Here is a 14,868-nt window from a genome sequence, read left to right on the forward strand (position 1 = left end):
CCTTCGTCAACGACGCCCAAATCGTGAAAACGCGTCGTACTTCGAGATAGTCGGTGTCAGCCGAGAACGTCGTGGCGGACGATCGTCTGGTCGCGGCCCGGACCGACGCCGATCGCGGAGACGCGGGCGCCGATGATGCTCTCCAGGTGCTCGACGTACGCCTTGGCGTTGGCCGGCAGCTCGTCGAACGTGCGGCAGTGCGAGATGTCCTCGAACCAGCCCGGCAGCTCCTCGTAGACCGGCACGGCGTGGTGCACGTCGGTCTGCGTCATCGGCATCTCGTCGACCCGGCGACCGTCCACTTCGTACGCCACGCAGACGGGCACCTTCTCCAGGCCGGACAACACGTCCAGCTTGGTGAGGAAGTAGTCGGTGATGCCGTTGACGCGCGAGGCGTAGCGGGCGATCACGGCGTCGAACCAGCCGGTGCGGCGCGAGCGGCCGGTGGTGACGCCGAACTCGCCGCCCTGCTTGCGCAGGTACTCGCCCTGGTCGTCGTTCAGCTCGGTCGGGAACGGACCGGAGCCGACGCGGGTCGTGTAGGCCTTCAGGATGCCGATCACGGTGCTGATGCGGGTCGGGCCGACACCGGAGCCGACCGTGGCACCACCCGAGGTCGGGTTCGACGACGTGACGAACGGGTAGGTGCCGTGGTCGACGTCGAGCAGCGTGCCCTGCGAACCCTCCAGCACCACGATCTCGTCGCGGTCGAGCGCCTGGTTCAGCAGCAGGCGGGTGTCGGCGATGCGGTGCACGAAGTGCTGACCGTGCTCCAGCACCTGGTCGACGACCTGCTCCGGGTCGAGCGCCTTGCGGTTGTAGACCTTGACCAGCACCTGGTTCTTGAAGTCCAGCGCGGCCTCGACCTTCTGCCGGAGGATCTTCTCGTCCAGCAGGTCCTGCACGCGCACGCCGACGCGGGCGAGCTTGTCCTGGTAGGCGGGGCCGATGCCGCGACCGGTCGTGCCGATCTTCGCCTTGCCCAGGTAGCGCTCGGTGACCTTGTCGATGGCCACGTGGTACGGCATGATCAAGTGCGCGTCCGACGAGATCAGCAGGCCGCTGGTGTCGACGCCCTTCTCCTCCAGGCCCGCGAGCTCGGTGAGCAGCACGCCGGGGTCGACCACGACACCGTTGCCGATCACGTTCTTCACGCCGGGCGTGAGGATGCCGGACGGGATGAGGTGCAGGGCAAACTTCTGGCCGTCCGGGAGGACGACGGTGTGACCCGCGTTGTTGCCGCCCTGGTAGCGGACGATCCACTGGACACGCTCACCGAGGATGTCGGTGGCCTTGCCCTTGCCCTCATCGCCCCACTGGGCACCGATCAGCACGACGGCCGGCATGTGAAACTCCAAGCGCTTGGACTGGTTCGAGCGAACGCCGGTAAGCGAGGGTAGACCAGGAGATGACCGTGCACGGAATCGTGTTGGCCTGCGGAAACGCGCAGTTGCCAATGATCACAGAACGTGACGACGTGCAGGTGGTGCCCACCCGCCCCGGCAAGGAGCACGTCGACCCCCACCTGGACGCGGAACGGCTGGTCGTCGTGGGCACCGACGCCGACCTCGCCGCCGTCGGGGTTCGGTTGCTGCGCAAGGAGAAGCTCGCGTCCGTGGCCCTCGGGTTCGTGCCCGTCGGACCGTCGGCGGTGGCCGCCCTGTGGAACCTTTCGACGGACCCGGCGCGGGCACTGGACATCGCCCTGAACGGTGACGTGGATCCCGTGCCGTTCGTGCGTGACGACGTCGGCGGTGTCCTGATGGGTCTGGGCGTGCTTTCCCCCGTTCGTGGCGTCGGTTACAGCGATGCGGAGAACGTGCTGCGCGGTCAGGCGTCGCGGATCGAGTGCACGCCCGACACCGAGGGTGGCCTGGGCCTCACCGTCCGGATCGTGAACAAGCGCCTGTTCGGGTCACGGGTGCGGGAGAGCAAGCCGCGGGCGTTCCAGCTGGGCTGCCTGCCCACCACCGCCGTGCTCGACGGGCACAGGCACCCGCGACCGGTCGACAAGTGGACCTGGTACCGCCACACGGAAGACCTGAGGCTGGTTCGCGGTCTTTAAAAACAGGGCTTGTTCGGCGTTTGTCGTTCACTCGTGTGTCACTCGAAGGCATTGCCTAATTGCACAATGTGACCGAGGGTGGTTCCGATCACTTCCAACCAGGAAGGTCGGGACGATGTCAACAGTTAACCGGATCATCGGTGTCTCCGTCACCGCGGTGGCGCTCACCCTCGGTTTCGTCACCCCTGCACTCGCGACACCGCCGAACATCCCCAGCGCCGCCACGGCGACCGCCGAACTCGCCGGGCTGACCGTTCGCGCCGACGGTTCGATGACGGGCTACTCCCGCGACAAGTTCCCCCACTGGATCACCCAGTCGGGTACCTGCAACACCCGTGAGGCCGTGCTGAAGCGGGACGGCACCAACGTGGTCACCGACTCCGCCTGCGCCGCCACCTCCGGCAGCTGGTTCTCCCCGTACGACGGCGCGACCTGGTCCGCGGCCTCCGACGTGGACATCGACCACGTCGTGCCGCTGGCGGCCGCCTGGAGGTCGGGAGCGGCCTCCTGGACGACGGCGCAGCGCCAGTCGTTCGCCAACGACATGTCCGGCCCGCAGCTCATCGCGGTGACCGACAACGTGAACCAGGCGAAGGGCGACCAGACGCCGGCGACGTGGAAGCCTCCGCTGACGTCCTACTGGTGCACCTACGCCAAGATGTGGGTACACACCAAGTACCGCTGGAGCCTCAGCGTGAACTCGTCGGAGAAATCGGCTTTGTCGGACATGCTCGGAAGGTGCTGATGGCGTCACTCTCCTCGCTGTTCGTGGCGGGTCCCGGCGGCGTGATGACCGACGAGGTCGGCGTTGTGACCGGCGACCTGGAACTGCGCACGGACCTTTCCGACGACGGGAAGTTCCAGGCGCTGGTCCGCTATGAAGGCGCGGAAGAGTGGTACGCCGTCACGGGCGCTGCGTCCGCCCTGACCGATCCTCGCGACCACGAGCCGGTCCACTCCCTGCTCCTGGCTCTTCTACACCGGCCGGAGGGCTGAGCGGCGGCAACGCCTCCATCGCCTCCGCCCGGTTCAGCCCGGTCGCCTGCAGCAGGTCCACGGCGATGCTGCGGATCTGCGCCAGCACCACCTTGGACGAGAACCCGTCCCCACCGAGGCGCCGCGCGGTCAACGGCCGTGCGGCGTCCCGCACGGCCTCCCTGGTCAGCTGCGGCGTCCTGCCCCTCTCCAGCTCACCCCTGAGGCAGTCGACGGCGTCGGCGTAGCGCTGCAGCACACCGGACACGCCGTCCGGAATCCGTTCCTCGGCCTTCAGCGCCGCCATCGTCCTGCGGGCCAGCACGCGCGTGTTGCGGATCGCGTAGTCCACCGGCCCGGCCGCGGTCTGGTAGCGCTTGAGCTCGTCCTTGGACCGCCACCGGATCGGCGCGATCTTCGCGATCTCGCTGCCGGTCTGCAGCGCGGACTTGTAGTCGTCGATCGCCGACTGGCTGTTGCGCAGCTCCGCGAGCACCCCGGCCGCCTTCACGGCGTCGCGCTGGTCGATGGCCTCCGCGATGCTCCGCAGGGCCGTGCTGAGGGTGCCCGTGAGCGCTTTCGCCTGCCGGTGGGCGACCATCACCGGGTTCGCCGGGATCAGCGCGGCGACCGCCAGCCCCACCAGCCCGCCGGTGAGCGCGTCGATCATCCGGTCGAACCCGCCGCCCGCGCTGGGCGGCAGCAGCGTGGCCACCAGCACCGCGCTGCTCCCGGCCTGCAGGGCGATCACCGACCCGCCGTCGAGCAGCACGGCCGTCGACATCGCCAGCGCCACCACGAGCGCGATCTGCCAGGGTCCGCTGCCGATCCAGCCGATGAGCGCGTCGCCCACCCCGACCCCGACCGACACGCCGACGACGAGCTCACCGACCCGGCGCAGCCGTTGCCCCAGCGACACCCCGAGGCACACGACCGCCGCGATGGGCGCGAAGAACGGGTGCTGGTGCCCGATGACGAGCGTCGCCACCACCCACGCCAACCCGGCCGACAGGGCACATTGGACGATCGGCAACGCGGTCGCGCGCCACCGCGTCAACCCCCGTCCGACCGCGTCCCTGACCACGCCCACCACTGCCACCCCGTCTTCCGCCGCACCTGCCGCCGTCAGTCTTCGTCCCACGGCCACCAGGCACAACCTGCGGGGACCCGGATTCGATCCGCGATGGCGAGCAGCCTCACACCGCGCGCAGCGGGACGGCGAACCGCCCCGTGCGCGAGTTGGGTGCAGTCAGCGGCGTCTCGATCAAGGGTTGGTGGTACTCGCAGACGCCTGGACAGCCAGGGGTGGGATCAGAGGCCGAGGGCGGCCGGGGCCTGGGGGTCGGACTCCGCGAGGAACTTCGAGCAGCGCTCCCACTCCTCGTCCTCCCCGATCTCCCGCGCGGCCAGCGCCAGCGCGGCGAGCGCCCGCAGGAAGCCCTGGTTGGGCCGGTGGTCCCACGGCACGGGCCCGAAGCCCTTCCAGCCGGAGCGGCGGAGCTGGTCCAGCCCGCGGTGGTAGCCGGTGCGGGCGTAGGCGTAGGCGGCGACCGGGTCGCCGGCCTGCAGCGCCCGTTCCGCGAGCAGGGCCCACGCCTCGGAGAAGTCCGGGTACGCGCGCACGATCTTGGCGGGGTCGGTCCCGCCGTCGGCCGCGGCCTGCGCTTCCGGACGGTCGGGCAGGTGGGTCGGACCGGGGCCCAGGAGGTTCTCAACCATGCGGTCCATCCTGCCGCACGGCGCGCGGCTAGGAGAGGAACAGCCGCATGACCGCGGCCACGACGGCCAGCAGCAGAGCAGTGACGAGCACACCGGCGACGATCTTCTTGCCCATGGGCGTGCATGGTGCCGTTCTGGACCAGGCGGAGCAATGACACTCACTCGTCCGTGCACACGAATTGGAAACATCAGGGTAAAACCAGGGGCGTTTCGGCAACATGATCACCCACTGTCACCTCATGATGGGCGGATGATCCAGGGGGTTAGGCAGTTCCGGGACACGTACTGGGAGCGGGGTGTGCCCGGCAGGGAGACGCCGGCGGCGCTGACCAGGCAGCTGTACCAGCTGTGGCTCGTGGGGCTGCTGCTGAAGCTGATCGGCTCGTCGTGGGACGTCTCGTGGCACTTCAAGTGGCTGCGCGACGACTTCGCACCGCCGCACCTGATCAACACGGTCGGCACGGCGATCGTGGTCGGCCTCACGCTGTTCCACACGTTCACCGGCTACGGCGCTGACAAGGCCGCGCTGCGGCTGATGCAGGTCGGGTGCGGGATCTTCCTGGTCGCGCTGCCGATCGACGTGATCAACCACCGGATCAACGGGCTCGACATCACCAGCTGGTCCGGTTCGCACGCGCTGCTGTACCTGGGGACGGCGGTGATGCTGGCGGGCGCGATCCGCGGGTGGATCAAGTACTTCCCCGCCGGCAACTGGCGGACGTTCGGGCTGGTGGCGCTGTGGTTCTTCGTCCTGGAGAACGTCTGGTTCCCCAACCAGCACCAGGAGTACGGCGTGCGCGCGTTGCAGGCCTACGACAGCGGCAAGCCGGAGGCCGAGCCGATCCTGCTGCAGTTCGCCGCCGACCAGCTGGGCGTCCCGGTCGGCCGGGAGGCGGTGGTCAACTTCGCGCTGCCCATCGCGGACTGGGTCTACCCGGTGTGGGGGCTGGTGGCCGCGGCCGTCGTGCTCGTGATCGCGCGCCGCACGACCGACCGGGTCTGGGCTGCGACGGCGGTCGCGGGCGGGTACGTGGCGTACCGGTGCCTGATCTGGCCGTTGCTCGCGGGCATCGACTTCCCGAAGTCCGCCGTGCCGCTGTTCCTGGTCGTCGTGGGGCTCGTGATCGACGCGGTGCACGTCGTGAAGATGCCGACGCCGGCCGCCGCGGTGCTCGGGTCGGCCGCGGTCACCACCATCGGGTACGTGGGGATCTGGGCGCAGCAGGAGTACCTGTGGGCGCCGCCCATCTCGTTCTCGTCCGCGGCGGTCACGGCCGTGCTGCTGGCGGTGCTGTGGACCGTGGGCGACCTGGTGATCCACCGGCCGGAGGCGCACCAGCTGGCCGCGCGGCTGAAACTCAGCTGACCGGCTGCGGCCGGGTCAGGCCGGACGCCGTGAGGTGCCGCGTGATCCGGCCGAACAGCTCCTCCAGCGGTTCGCCGAGGTCCCGTCCGAACCCCGTCAGCCCGTAGGTGACCTGCGGCGGGGTCGTCGGTTCGACGTGCCGCCACACGAGACCGTCCTCGACCAGCCCGCGCAGGGTCTGGGAGAGCATCTTCTCGCTGATGCCGCGGATGCTGTCGCGCAGCTCGAAGAACCTCAGGTCGCCGCCGCGCAGGGAGATCAGCACCCAGATGCCCCACCGGCTGGTGACGTGGTCGACCATGTCGCGCGCCGGGCAGTCGGTGTGAAACACCTCATACCGCGCCTTGACCTCGGTCTGGTCCACCTGGACACCTCCCGTCACGTCTTGAGCTTACCTCCAGGTACGTCCTTACCAGGAGTTAGCCCGGTTCCTAGCGTCGTGCCGACAACGACGAAGGAGCTGTTCATGATCGTGGTGACCGGGGCTACCGGGAACGTGGGCCGACCGTTGACGCGGGCGCTGGCCGAGGCCGGTGAGCAGGTGACGGCGGTGTCGCGGCACTCGGCGGAGGTACCGGACGGCGTGCGGCACGTGGTGGCCGACCTGGCGGAGCCGGCGGGTCTGGAACCCGCCCTGGCGGGCGCGAAGGCGTTGTTCCTGCTGCTGTCGGGCGACCTGCACGCGGTCGGCGCCAACCCGGCCGACGTCATCGGCACGGCGGTGGCGAGCGGGGTCCGCCGAATCGTCCTGCTGTCCTCGCTGGGCGTGGTGACCAGGCCGTTCGGCACGACGCGGGTCCAGCTGCGGGCGCTGGAGGACGGGGTGCGGGAGTCCGGGGCCGACTGGGCGCTGCTGCGGCCGGGCGGGTTCGCGTCCAACGCGCTGTGGTGGACGGAGTCCGTTCGCGCGCAGCGGCTCGTCGCGGCACCGTTCGGGGACGTCGGCGTGCCCGTCGTCGACCCGGCCGACATCGCGGCGGTCGCCGCCGCCTGCCTGACCGACGACCGGCACAGCGGCGGGGTGTACGAGCTGACCGGCCCGGAGGTGGTCACGCCGCGGCAGCAGACCGCGGCCATCGCCGCCGCGCTGGGCGAACCGGTGCGGTTCCACGAGCTCACCCGCGCCGAGGCGAAGGCGGGCATGGAGCGGGTGATGCCGGGTGAGCTCGCCGACGACACCCTCGACATCATCGGCGCCCCGACCGAGGCCGAGCTGCGCGTCAGCCCGGACGTCGAGGCCGTGCTCGGCCGCGCCCCGCGCCCGTTCGCCGACTGGGCCACGCGCAACGCCGACGCGTTCCGCTAGCCGCAAACGCACGCGGGGACCTTTCGTACTCTCCGAGAGTACGAAAGGTCCCCGCGTGCGGTCGGAAATCAGCCCGCGATCATGCGGCCCGACGACTTGAGGTGCTCGCACGCCTGGGCGATGCGGGCGGCCATGGCCTGCTCAGCTGCCTTGAGGTAGCTGCGCGGGTCGTAGGCCTTCTTGTTGCCGACCTCGCCGTCGATCTTCAGCACGCCGTCGTAGTTCGCGAACATGTGCGCCGCGATCGGACGGGTGAACGCGTACTGCGTGTCCGTGTCGATGTTCATCTTGATGACGCCGTACGACACGGCTTCGTGGATCTCCTCCAGCAGCGAGCCGGAGCCGCCGTGGAAGACCAGGTCGAACGGCTTCGAGCCGGCCGCGAGGCCCAGCTTCTCCGCCGCGACGTCCTGGCCCTGCTTGAGGATCTCCGGGCGCAGCTTCACGTTGCCCGGCTTGTAGACGCCGTGCACGTTGCCGAAGGTCGCGGCCAGCAGGTAGCGGCCCTTCTCCCCGGCGCCGAGCGCGTCGACCGTCTTCAGGTAGTCCTCGGGCGTCGTGTAGAGCTTGTCGTTGATCTCGTTGTCGACGCCGTCCTCCTCGCCGCCCACGACGCCGACCTCGATCTCGAGGACGATCTTCGCCTTGGCGGACAGGTCGAGCAGCTCGCTCGCGATCTGGAGGTTCTCCTCCAGCGGAACAGCGGAGCCGTCCCACATGTGCGACTGGAAGAGCGGGTTGCCGCCCTTGTCGACCCGCTCCTGGCTGATGGCGATGAGCGGACGCACGTACCCGTCGAGCTTGTCCTTCGGGCAGTGGTCGGTGTGCAGCGCGATGTTCACCGGGTACTTCGCGGCGACCACGTGCGCGAACTCGGCGAGTGCGACAGCGCCGGTCACCATGTCCTTGACCTTGGTGCCCGAGGCGAACTCGGCACCACCGGTCGAGACCTGGATGATGCCGTCGCTCTCGGCCTCGGCGAACCCGCGGAGAGCCGCGTTGAGAGTCTCCGAAGAAGTGACGTTGATCGCGGGGTAGGCGAACTCGTTCGCCTTGGCCCGGTCAAGCATCTCCGCGTAGACCTCGGGAGTTGCGATGGGCATCGGTCGTCCTCCTCAGGTGCCCTGAACGCCGTATCACCGGCATCCTACGAGGCTGGGTCACAGGCCCAACGCGGCGGCCAGTTCGGCGTAGTGCCCGTTCAGCGACTGGATGGCGACGTGGTCGGCTCCCGCGTCGACGTGCGCGCGCAACTTGGCGGCGACCTGGTCCGGGGTTCCCCACGCCACGAGTGCATCGATCAAGTGGTCAGAGCCGGTGCCGGCGACGTCGTCGGCCGAGAAACCCCACCTCAGCCAGTTGTCCGTGTAGTTGGTGAGCGTGAAGTAGAACGCGAGCTGCTCGCGTGCGATCGCCCGCGCCCGGTCCGGGTCCGCCTCGACGACGACGGTCACCTCGGGAGCGAGGACCTTGTCGCCGAGCACCTCGCGCGCGTGCGCCGTGTGCTCGACCGGGACGAGGTACGGGTGCGCGCCGCCGGTGCGGTCGGCGGCGAGCTGGAGCACCCGCGGGCCGAGCGCGGCGAGCACGAGCGACTCGGTCGGCACGTCCAGGCGGTCCAGGTACGCCACCAGCTTGTCGTAGGGCTTCTCGTACGCCTGGTCCAGCTGCCGGTGGCCCACGCCGACGCCGAGCAGGAACCGGTCGCTCGCGAGCCGGTGGAACTCGGCGGCGACCTCCTCCGGCTCCGACTGCCAGACGTTGACGATGCCGGTGGCGATCGTCATCGACCCGGTCGCGGCCAACGCCCTGCCGACCAGCCCGACGTCGGGCGAGCCACCGATCCAGAAGGTGCCGTAGCCGAGCTGTTCGAGCTCGGCGATCCGATCGACCCCGTCGGCCCACTGCACGTGCGAGCCCCACACACCGAACGTTCCGAGCGACGCTTTCGAAGGCATAGTGGAGACCATGGCAACCGCTGAGTGGAACGGCAAGATCATCGCTTCGAGCGACGACACGGTCGTGGTCGAGGGCAACCACTACTTCCCGCTGGACTCCGTGGACCCCGCGGTGCTCACGCCGACCGACCACACCACCGTGTGCCCGTGGAAGGGCACCGCGAACTACTACTCGCTGCAGGTCGACGGCGCCGAGAACACCAACGCCGCCTGGTACTACGCCGAGCCGAAGGACGCCGCGAAGGAGATCAAGGACCGCGTGGCGTTCTGGAAGGGCGTCGAGATCACGGCCTGAGCCGGCCGGCCCGTGTTCCACCCGCTGAGCTCGTCACGTGTCCCCGGCCACGGCGGACTACCGTCGGAACATGGGGATCTTGAGCACCACTGACCTGAACGTGTCCCGGCTCTGCCTGGGCGGCAACGTCTTCGGCTGGACCGCCGACGAGGACACCTCGTTCGCCGTGCTCGACGCCTACGTCGCGGCGGGCGGGAACTTCGTCGACACCGCCGACGTGTACTCGGCCTGGGCGGACGGCAACTCCGGCGGCGAGTCGGAGACGATCATCGGCAGGTGGCTCGCCAGGCGCGGCGACCGCGACGACGTCGTGGTCGCCACCAAGGTCGGCATGCTGGCCGGTTTCAAGAACCAGAAGCGCGACACGGTCCTGACGGCGGCCGAGCGGTCGCTGAAGCGGCTCGGCGTCGACCACATCGACCTCTACTACAACCACCTCGACGACCCGGACACGCCGCTGGAGGAGACGCTCGCCGCCTACGACCAGCTCGTGCGGGACGGCAAGGTCCGCTACGTCGCCGCGTCCAACTTCTCCGCCGAACGGCTCGCGGCGGCGCTGGAGGTCCAGGAGCGCGAGGGCTTCGCGAAGTTCGTCGCGTTGCAGCCCGAGTACAACCTGGTGAGCCGCGACCGGTTCGAGGGCGAGCTGCAGGCGGTCGTGGCCGAGCACGGCCTCGCCACCGTGCCGTACTGGTCGCTCGCCAAGGGCTTCCTCACCGGCAAGTACCGGCCCGGCGTGGAGGTGCGCAGCGAGCGGGCGGGTGCCGCGTCGAAGTACCTCGACGAGCACGGCCTGCAGGTGCTGGAGGTGCTCGACGAGCTGGCCGAGACGCACCGGACGACGGTTGCCGCGGTGGCGCTGGCGTGGCTCGCCCAGCAGCCGACGGTGGCGGCACCGATCGCGTCGGCCAGGACTTTGGAGCAGCTCAGCGACCTCACGCCGGTGCTGGAGCTGGAGCTGTCGCAGGCCGAGGTGGACCGTCTGAGTGCAATTTAACTTGCCAGTAGCTTACTGGGAGTAGGTTGCGTTACCGTGGCGGTCATGGACGTCACGGGCAAGGTGGTACTGATCACCGGCGCGGCCAGGGGCATCGGCGCCGAGGTGGCGAGGCAGCTGGCCGCACGCGGAGCTCGGCTCGCGCTCGTCGGGCTCGAGAAGGCCCAGCTGGAGGAGGTCGCGCGGGAGACCGGCGGCAGGGCGTGGGAGGTCGACGTCACCGACTGGGACGCGCTCGAACGCACCTTCCACGAGGTCGCCGGGCACTTCGGCGGCATCGACGTGGTGGTCGCGAACGCGGGCATCGCCGCCACCGGTTTCGTGCGCTCGATGGACCCCAAGGCGTTCGAACGGGTCATCGAGGTCAACCTGCTCGGGGTGTGGCGCACGGTGCGCACGGCGCTGCCGCACCTCATCGAGAGCCGCGGCTACTGCATGGTCGTGTCGTCGCTGGCGGCGATCGTGCACATCCCCGGCAACGCGGCCTACTCGGCGGCGAAGGCGGGCTGCGAGGCGTTCGCGGACAGCCTGCGCGCGGAGGTGCGGCACCTCGGCGTGGACGTCGGCACCGCGTACTTCTCGTGGATCTCCACGGACATGGTCAACAGCGCCGACGAGCACCCGGTGTTCGGCAAGCTGCGCCAGGGCATGCCGGGGGTCGCGGGCAAGAAGTACCCGGTCCGCAACGTCGGCAGGGCCGTGGTCAAGGGCATCGAGAAGCGGTCGAAGGCGGTCCACGTCCCCGGCTGGGTCGGCGCTCTGAAGTACTTCCGCGCGTTCACGCCGGTGGTCGTGGACCGCCAGGCGGTCGCGGAGGTGGCCGAGGCCGACCGGCAGATGGCCGCGAACGACACGTCCGGTCTGGTCGGGCCCGGCGGGCAGGCCGCTAGCCGTTGAGCCAGGAGCCGAGCAGGGCGTTCCACGGGCGGACGTCCCACTTGGTGACGACGTTCGCGGGCGTGTACGGGTCGGCGGCGATGATCTCCTGGAGGGCCGTCTCGTCCGCGGCCTCGTAGATGATCAACGCGCCGGTGTCGTCCGAGTACGGGCCGGCGGCGAGCACCACGCCCTTCTCGGCGAGGGAGGCGATGTACTCGCGGTGCGCCGGGCGCGCCGCGAGACGCTCGTCACGGTTTGAACCGAACACCAATTCGACTGCAAAGCGGGCCATGGCACCACCGTAGCGACGTGACCGGTACCGTCCTACCTCGTGGCTGGCGACGAAACCCCGCGCAGCGTGCAGGACACCCTGACCAACCTGCGCATCAAGGACGGCGTCGCAGGACCTCCCGCAGGGCCTCTGACGCTCGAAGACCTGTACAAGCAGCACCGCATGCGCCTCATCAGGCTCGCGCTGCTGCTGGTGGACGAGCCGGCGACGGCGGAGGACGTGGTGCAGGAGGCCTTCACGGGCCTGCACCGCAACTGGAAGGGCCTGCGCGACGCCCAGGCCGCCGTGGGCTACCTCCGCACGGCCGTGGTCAACGGTTCGCGCAGCGTGCTGCGCCGCCGCAAGACCGCCCGCGACTACACCCCTCCGCACGTGGCGAACGCACGTTCGGCCGAGTCGCTCGCGATGCTCACCGCGGAGCACCAGGCCGTGGTCAAGGCGCTCCAGCAGCTGCCGCCGCGCCAGCGCGAGGTGCTCGTGCTGCGCTACTACGGCGACCTGTCGGAGGCCGAGATCGCCGAGGCCACCGGCATCTCCAAGGGCACGGTCAAGTCGACCGCGTCCCGGGCCCTCGACGCGCTGCAGAAGCTCATGGCCGGCCGCTGAGGCAACGTCACACCGCCCACCGGACACCCCTTTTGCCCGATGAAGGCGGTTTCCGGTCGCAGGAACACGCGCCCAATCCGGTGCTTGGTATAGACCAATAGGGCTCCGATGCCGCAGGATCACACCCCGTGGCACGCAGACACGTGGTCGCCGTCGACATCGGTGGCACCGAAACCAAGGCGGCGCTGGTCACCGGCACCTCGGAAGCCGTGGTGGCCCAGAAGCACGCGCGCAGGGCGACTCCGGCACAGCTGGAGCCGCTGCTGGACGTCCTCACCGAGCTCGTCGACGAGCTCCGCGGGGCCTCCGAGCACGAGATCGACGCCGTGGGCATCGTGGCGCCGGGCATCGTGGACGAGGCCAACGGCGTCGGCGTGTACACGACGAACCTGCCGTGGAGCGAATTCCCGTTCAGCGAGGTCCTGACCGAACGGCTCGGCGTCCCCGTCGCGTTCGGCCACGACGTGCGCGCCGCGGGTCTGGCCGAGTGCCGGATGGGTGCCGCGAAGGGCCTGCGCAACGCGGTGATCATGCCGATCGGCACCGGGATCGCCGGCGCGCTGCTGCTGGACGGGCAGATCTTCAGCGGCGGCGGGTACGCGGGCGAGATCGGGCACGTGGACGTCGGCCACGGCGTGCCGTGCGCCTGCGGGCAGGTCGGCTGCGTGGAGACCGTGGCGTCCTCCGCCGCCATCGCCCGCCGCTACACCGCGCGCACCGGACGGGCCGTGCACGGTGCCGCCGAGGTCGCGGACCTGGTGAGAGCCGGGGACGAGGACGCCGTCGCCGTGTGGCACGAGGCCGTGGACGCGCTCGCCAGGGGAGTCCTGGTGCTGGCGACGCTGCTCGGCCCGGAGGCCGTGGTGCTCGGCGGCGGGCTCGCACTGGCGGGAAACCTGCTGGTGGAGCCGCTCGAGGACAGGCTGGACGGCCTGATCGCCTTCCAGCGCCGACCGGAGCTTCGGCTCGCGGCGCTCGGCGACGAGGCGGGCTTCCTCGGCGCGGCGCTGCTGGCCATCGACACGCTGGAGGCGTGATGAGCACGTGGGGTGGACCGGTCGACGTGACCCTGACCGGTGGTCGGGTCGTCACGCCGGACAGGGTGCTCGAGAACGGGTGGGTGAGCGTCCGGGGCGGTCGCATCGCCGGGGTCGGTGTGGGAGCGGTACCGGACGGCCCCACGACCGACGTCGGCGGCGGCACGATCGTGCCCGGCTTCGTCGACATCCACTGCCACGGCGGTGGCGGTGACGCGTTCACCAGCAGCGACCCGGTGAAGGTCCGCAAGGCCGCGGCCGCGCACCGCAGGCACGGCACCACGACGCTGCTCGCGTCGCTGGTCTCGCGCCCGGTGCCGGAGCTGGCCGACCAGGTCTCCGCGCTGGCAGAGCTGGTCCAGGAGGGCGTGGTCGCGGGCATCCACCTGGAGGGCCCGTTCCTGTCCGCGGCCCGCTGCGGCGCGCACGACCCGGCGATCCTGTGCCCGCCGGAGCAGAGCGCGGTCACGAAGCTGCTCGACGCGGGCAAGGGCACGGTCCGCATGATCACCGTCGCGCCCGAGCTGGAGGGCGCGGTCCAGGCCGTGCACCAGCTCGTTGACAACGGTGTCCTCGCCGCCATCGGCCACACCGACGCGACCGAGGCGCAGGTCCGCCCGGCCGTGGACGCCGGTGCCAGCGTGGCCACGCACCTGTTCAACGGCATGCGGCCGCTGCACCACCGCGAGCCCGGCCCGATCGGCGCGCTGCTGGACGACGAGCGCGTGACCGTCGAGCTCATCTGCGACCTGGTGCACCTGCACCCGACCGCCGTCCGGCTGGCCGCCCGCCACGCCGGCCTGCGGCGCACCGTCCTCATCACCGACGCCATCGCGGCGGCGGGCGTGGGCGACGGCGTGTACGACGTCGGCGGCCTCGAGGTGCGCGTCGTCGACGGCGTTCCAACGTTGGCAGGAGGCGCCGCACTGGCCGGCAGCACGCTCACGATGGACATGGCGTTCCGCAACGCCGTGAACGCGTGCGGGCTGTCGCTCGTGGAGGCCGCGTACGCCACCGCGACCCGCGGCGCCGAGCTGCTCGGCCTGGAGACCGGCAAGCTGCAACCGGGCTGCGCCGCCGACCTCGTCGTCCTCGATGCAGAATTGAAGCCGAGGGACGTGATGAGCAAGGGCGAGTGGGTCCAGGACTGAGCTGAGGGCGGGGCATGGCGGAGGATCCGGAGCGACTGGTGACCAACGCACTGCGCGCGCAGGCGACCAGCACGAATGCCGGATTTGTCGCATCTGCCCCGGTTGTTCCTGAGCGCCCCGCACCCATGTCCACGTGGTGGGTGCTGGGCCTCGCCCTGCTGTTGGGCCTGGCAGCGGGCACGGTGGCCGCAGTGATCACGCTCGGCTGACCTGTACCGTTGT

18 protein-coding genes are annotated in these 14,868 nt (G+C 70.2%); 11 read left to right on the forward strand and 7 right to left on the reverse strand.

Annotated elements, in window-relative coordinates; all coding sequences use genetic code 11:
• Positions 1–56 precede the first annotated feature (56 nt).
• Positions 57–1,346: an adenylosuccinate synthase gene (locus tag ACZ7CD_RS02980; protein ID WP_360394269.1), complete on the reverse strand. Its 1,290-nt coding sequence runs from the start codon at positions 1,344–1,346 to the stop codon at positions 57–59.
• A gap of 110 nt (positions 1,347–1,456) precedes the next feature.
• Here ACZ7CD_RS02980 and ACZ7CD_RS02985 point away from each other — a divergent pair, with 110 nt between their 5' ends.
• Positions 1,457–2,065: a hypothetical protein gene (locus ACZ7CD_RS02985; protein WP_470372980.1), complete on the forward strand. Its 609-nt coding sequence runs from the start codon at positions 1,457–1,459 to the stop codon at positions 2,063–2,065.
• A 115-nt stretch (positions 2,066–2,180) separates the two neighbouring features.
• A complete protein-coding gene (locus ACZ7CD_RS02990; RefSeq protein ID WP_470378238.1) occupies positions 2,181–2,810 on the forward strand; it encodes a GmrSD restriction endonuclease domain-containing protein in 630 nt (209 codons plus the stop codon).
• Between the two features lie 159 nt (positions 2,811–2,969).
• Here ACZ7CD_RS02990 and ACZ7CD_RS02995 read toward each other — a convergent pair whose 3' ends face one another.
• Positions 2,970–4,130 (reverse strand): FUSC family protein, encoded by a 1,161-nt coding sequence (locus ACZ7CD_RS02995; protein WP_470378239.1) that lies wholly within the window; start codon positions 4,128–4,130, stop codon positions 2,970–2,972.
• Between the two features lie 221 nt (positions 4,131–4,351).
• On the reverse strand, positions 4,352–4,759 hold the full coding sequence (locus ACZ7CD_RS03000; RefSeq protein ID WP_360394259.1) for a DUF3151 domain-containing protein: 408 nt from the start codon (positions 4,757–4,759) through the stop codon (positions 4,352–4,354).
• Positions 4,760–5,009: 250 nt separating this feature from the next.
• Here ACZ7CD_RS03000 and ACZ7CD_RS03005 point away from each other — a divergent pair, with 250 nt between their 5' ends.
• Positions 5,010–6,125 carry a hypothetical protein gene (locus tag ACZ7CD_RS03005; protein WP_360394256.1) on the forward strand — a complete coding sequence of 372 codons (1,116 nt, stop codon included), beginning with the start codon at positions 5,010–5,012 and terminating at the stop codon, positions 6,123–6,125.
• Here ACZ7CD_RS03005 and ACZ7CD_RS03010 read toward each other — a convergent pair.
• Positions 6,118–6,507: a winged helix-turn-helix transcriptional regulator gene (locus ACZ7CD_RS03010; protein ID WP_360394253.1), complete on the reverse strand. Its 390-nt coding sequence runs from the start codon at positions 6,505–6,507 to the stop codon at positions 6,118–6,120. The genes ACZ7CD_RS03005 and ACZ7CD_RS03010 overlap by 8 nt on opposite strands.
• Positions 6,508–6,591: 84 nt before the next feature.
• Here ACZ7CD_RS03010 and ACZ7CD_RS03015 point away from each other — a divergent pair, with 84 nt between their 5' ends.
• A complete protein-coding gene (locus ACZ7CD_RS03015) occupies positions 6,592–7,431 on the forward strand; it encodes an SDR family oxidoreductase (protein ID WP_470378240.1) in 840 nt (279 codons plus the stop codon).
• Positions 7,432–7,499: 68 nt separating this feature from the next.
• Here ACZ7CD_RS03015 and fbaA read toward each other — a convergent pair whose 3' ends face one another.
• On the reverse strand, positions 7,500–8,534 hold the full coding sequence (gene fbaA, locus ACZ7CD_RS03020; protein ID WP_360394248.1) for a class II fructose-bisphosphate aldolase: 1,035 nt from the start codon (positions 8,532–8,534) through the stop codon (positions 7,500–7,502).
• Positions 8,535–8,591: 57 nt separating this feature from the next.
• Positions 8,592–9,389: an LLM class F420-dependent oxidoreductase gene (locus ACZ7CD_RS03025; protein WP_470378241.1), complete on the reverse strand. Its 798-nt coding sequence runs from the start codon at positions 9,387–9,389 to the stop codon at positions 8,592–8,594.
• Between the two features lie 10 nt (positions 9,390–9,399).
• On the opposite strand from ACZ7CD_RS03025, the gene ACZ7CD_RS03030 reads away from it, so the two are divergent.
• The 3 genes from ACZ7CD_RS03030 (at position 9,400) to ACZ7CD_RS03040 (ending at position 11,578) form a co-directional block, all read left to right on the forward strand.
• Positions 9,400–9,684, forward strand: coding sequence for a DUF427 domain-containing protein (locus tag ACZ7CD_RS03030; RefSeq protein WP_470378242.1), 285 nt, complete (start codon positions 9,400–9,402; stop codon positions 9,682–9,684).
• A 70-nt stretch (positions 9,685–9,754) separates the two neighbouring features.
• Entirely contained in the window at positions 9,755–10,681 is a 927-nt protein-coding gene (locus ACZ7CD_RS03035; RefSeq protein WP_458429947.1) for an aldo/keto reductase, read from the forward strand.
• A 45-nt stretch (positions 10,682–10,726) separates the two neighbouring features.
• The gene (locus ACZ7CD_RS03040) at positions 10,727–11,578 is read left to right on the forward strand and encodes an SDR family oxidoreductase (RefSeq protein WP_360394237.1); all 852 of its coding nucleotides are present in this window, start codon (positions 10,727–10,729) and stop codon (positions 11,576–11,578) included.
• On the opposite strand, the gene ACZ7CD_RS03045 is transcribed toward ACZ7CD_RS03040, so the two are convergent.
• A complete protein-coding gene (locus ACZ7CD_RS03045) occupies positions 11,568–11,828 on the reverse strand; it encodes a YciI family protein (RefSeq protein WP_458429945.1) in 261 nt (86 codons plus the stop codon). The genes ACZ7CD_RS03040 and ACZ7CD_RS03045 overlap by 11 nt on opposite strands.
• 63 nt (positions 11,829–11,891) lie before the next feature.
• On the opposite strand from ACZ7CD_RS03045, the gene ACZ7CD_RS03050 reads away from it, so the two are divergent.
• The 4 genes from ACZ7CD_RS03050 (at position 11,892) to ACZ7CD_RS03065 (ending at position 14,855) form a co-directional block, all read left to right on the forward strand.
• The gene (locus ACZ7CD_RS03050; protein WP_065915671.1) at positions 11,892–12,458 is read left to right on the forward strand and encodes a SigE family RNA polymerase sigma factor; all 567 of its coding nucleotides are present in this window, start codon (positions 11,892–11,894) and stop codon (positions 12,456–12,458) included.
• Between the two features lie 128 nt (positions 12,459–12,586).
• Positions 12,587–13,495: an ROK family protein gene (locus ACZ7CD_RS03055; RefSeq protein ID WP_458429944.1), complete on the forward strand. Its 909-nt coding sequence runs from the start codon at positions 12,587–12,589 to the stop codon at positions 13,493–13,495.
• Positions 13,495–14,646, forward strand: a complete 1,152-nt coding sequence (nagA, locus tag ACZ7CD_RS03060; RefSeq protein ID WP_470369818.1) for an N-acetylglucosamine-6-phosphate deacetylase — start codon at positions 13,495–13,497, stop codon at positions 14,644–14,646. The genes ACZ7CD_RS03055 and nagA overlap by 1 nt, the downstream gene beginning before the upstream one ends.
• Before the next feature lie 38 nt (positions 14,647–14,684).
• Positions 14,685–14,855, forward strand: coding sequence for a hypothetical protein (locus tag ACZ7CD_RS03065; protein ID WP_360394226.1), 171 nt, complete (start codon positions 14,685–14,687; stop codon positions 14,853–14,855).
• Positions 14,856–14,868: the final 13 nt, after the last annotated feature.

It is taken from the genome of Lentzea sp. NPDC036949 (assembly GCF_055608075.1).

Excerpts from the sequence above, each read along its gene's own strand:
- ACZ7CD_RS02980 (WP_360394269.1), bottom strand. The coding sequence starts at position 1,346 with ATGCCGGCCGTCGTGCTGATCGGTGCCCAGTGGGGCGATGAGGGCAAG.
- ACZ7CD_RS02985 (WP_470372980.1), top strand. The coding sequence starts at position 1,457 with ATGATCACAGAACGTGACGACGTGCAGGTGGTGCCCACCCGCCCCGGC.
- ACZ7CD_RS02990 (WP_470378238.1), top strand. The coding sequence starts at position 2,181 with ATGTCAACAGTTAACCGGATCATCGGTGTCTCCGTCACCGCGGTGGCG.
- ACZ7CD_RS03000 (WP_360394259.1), bottom strand. The coding sequence starts at position 4,759 with ATGGTTGAGAACCTCCTGGGCCCCGGTCCGACCCACCTGCCCGACCGT.
- ACZ7CD_RS03005 (WP_360394256.1), top strand. The coding sequence starts at position 5,010 with ATGATCCAGGGGGTTAGGCAGTTCCGGGACACGTACTGGGAGCGGGGT.
- ACZ7CD_RS03015 (WP_470378240.1), top strand. The coding sequence starts at position 6,592 with ATGATCGTGGTGACCGGGGCTACCGGGAACGTGGGCCGACCGTTGACG.
- fbaA (WP_360394248.1), bottom strand. The coding sequence starts at position 8,534 with ATGCCCATCGCAACTCCCGAGGTCTACGCGGAGATGCTTGACCGGGCC.
- ACZ7CD_RS03025 (WP_470378241.1), bottom strand. The coding sequence starts at position 9,389 with ATGCCTTCGAAAGCGTCGCTCGGAACGTTCGGTGTGTGGGGCTCGCAC.
- ACZ7CD_RS03030 (WP_470378242.1), top strand. The coding sequence starts at position 9,400 with ATGGCAACCGCTGAGTGGAACGGCAAGATCATCGCTTCGAGCGACGAC.
- ACZ7CD_RS03035 (WP_458429947.1), top strand. The coding sequence starts at position 9,755 with ATGGGGATCTTGAGCACCACTGACCTGAACGTGTCCCGGCTCTGCCTG.
- ACZ7CD_RS03040 (WP_360394237.1), top strand. The coding sequence starts at position 10,727 with ATGGACGTCACGGGCAAGGTGGTACTGATCACCGGCGCGGCCAGGGGC.
- nagA (WP_470369818.1), top strand. The coding sequence starts at position 13,495 with ATGAGCACGTGGGGTGGACCGGTCGACGTGACCCTGACCGGTGGTCGG.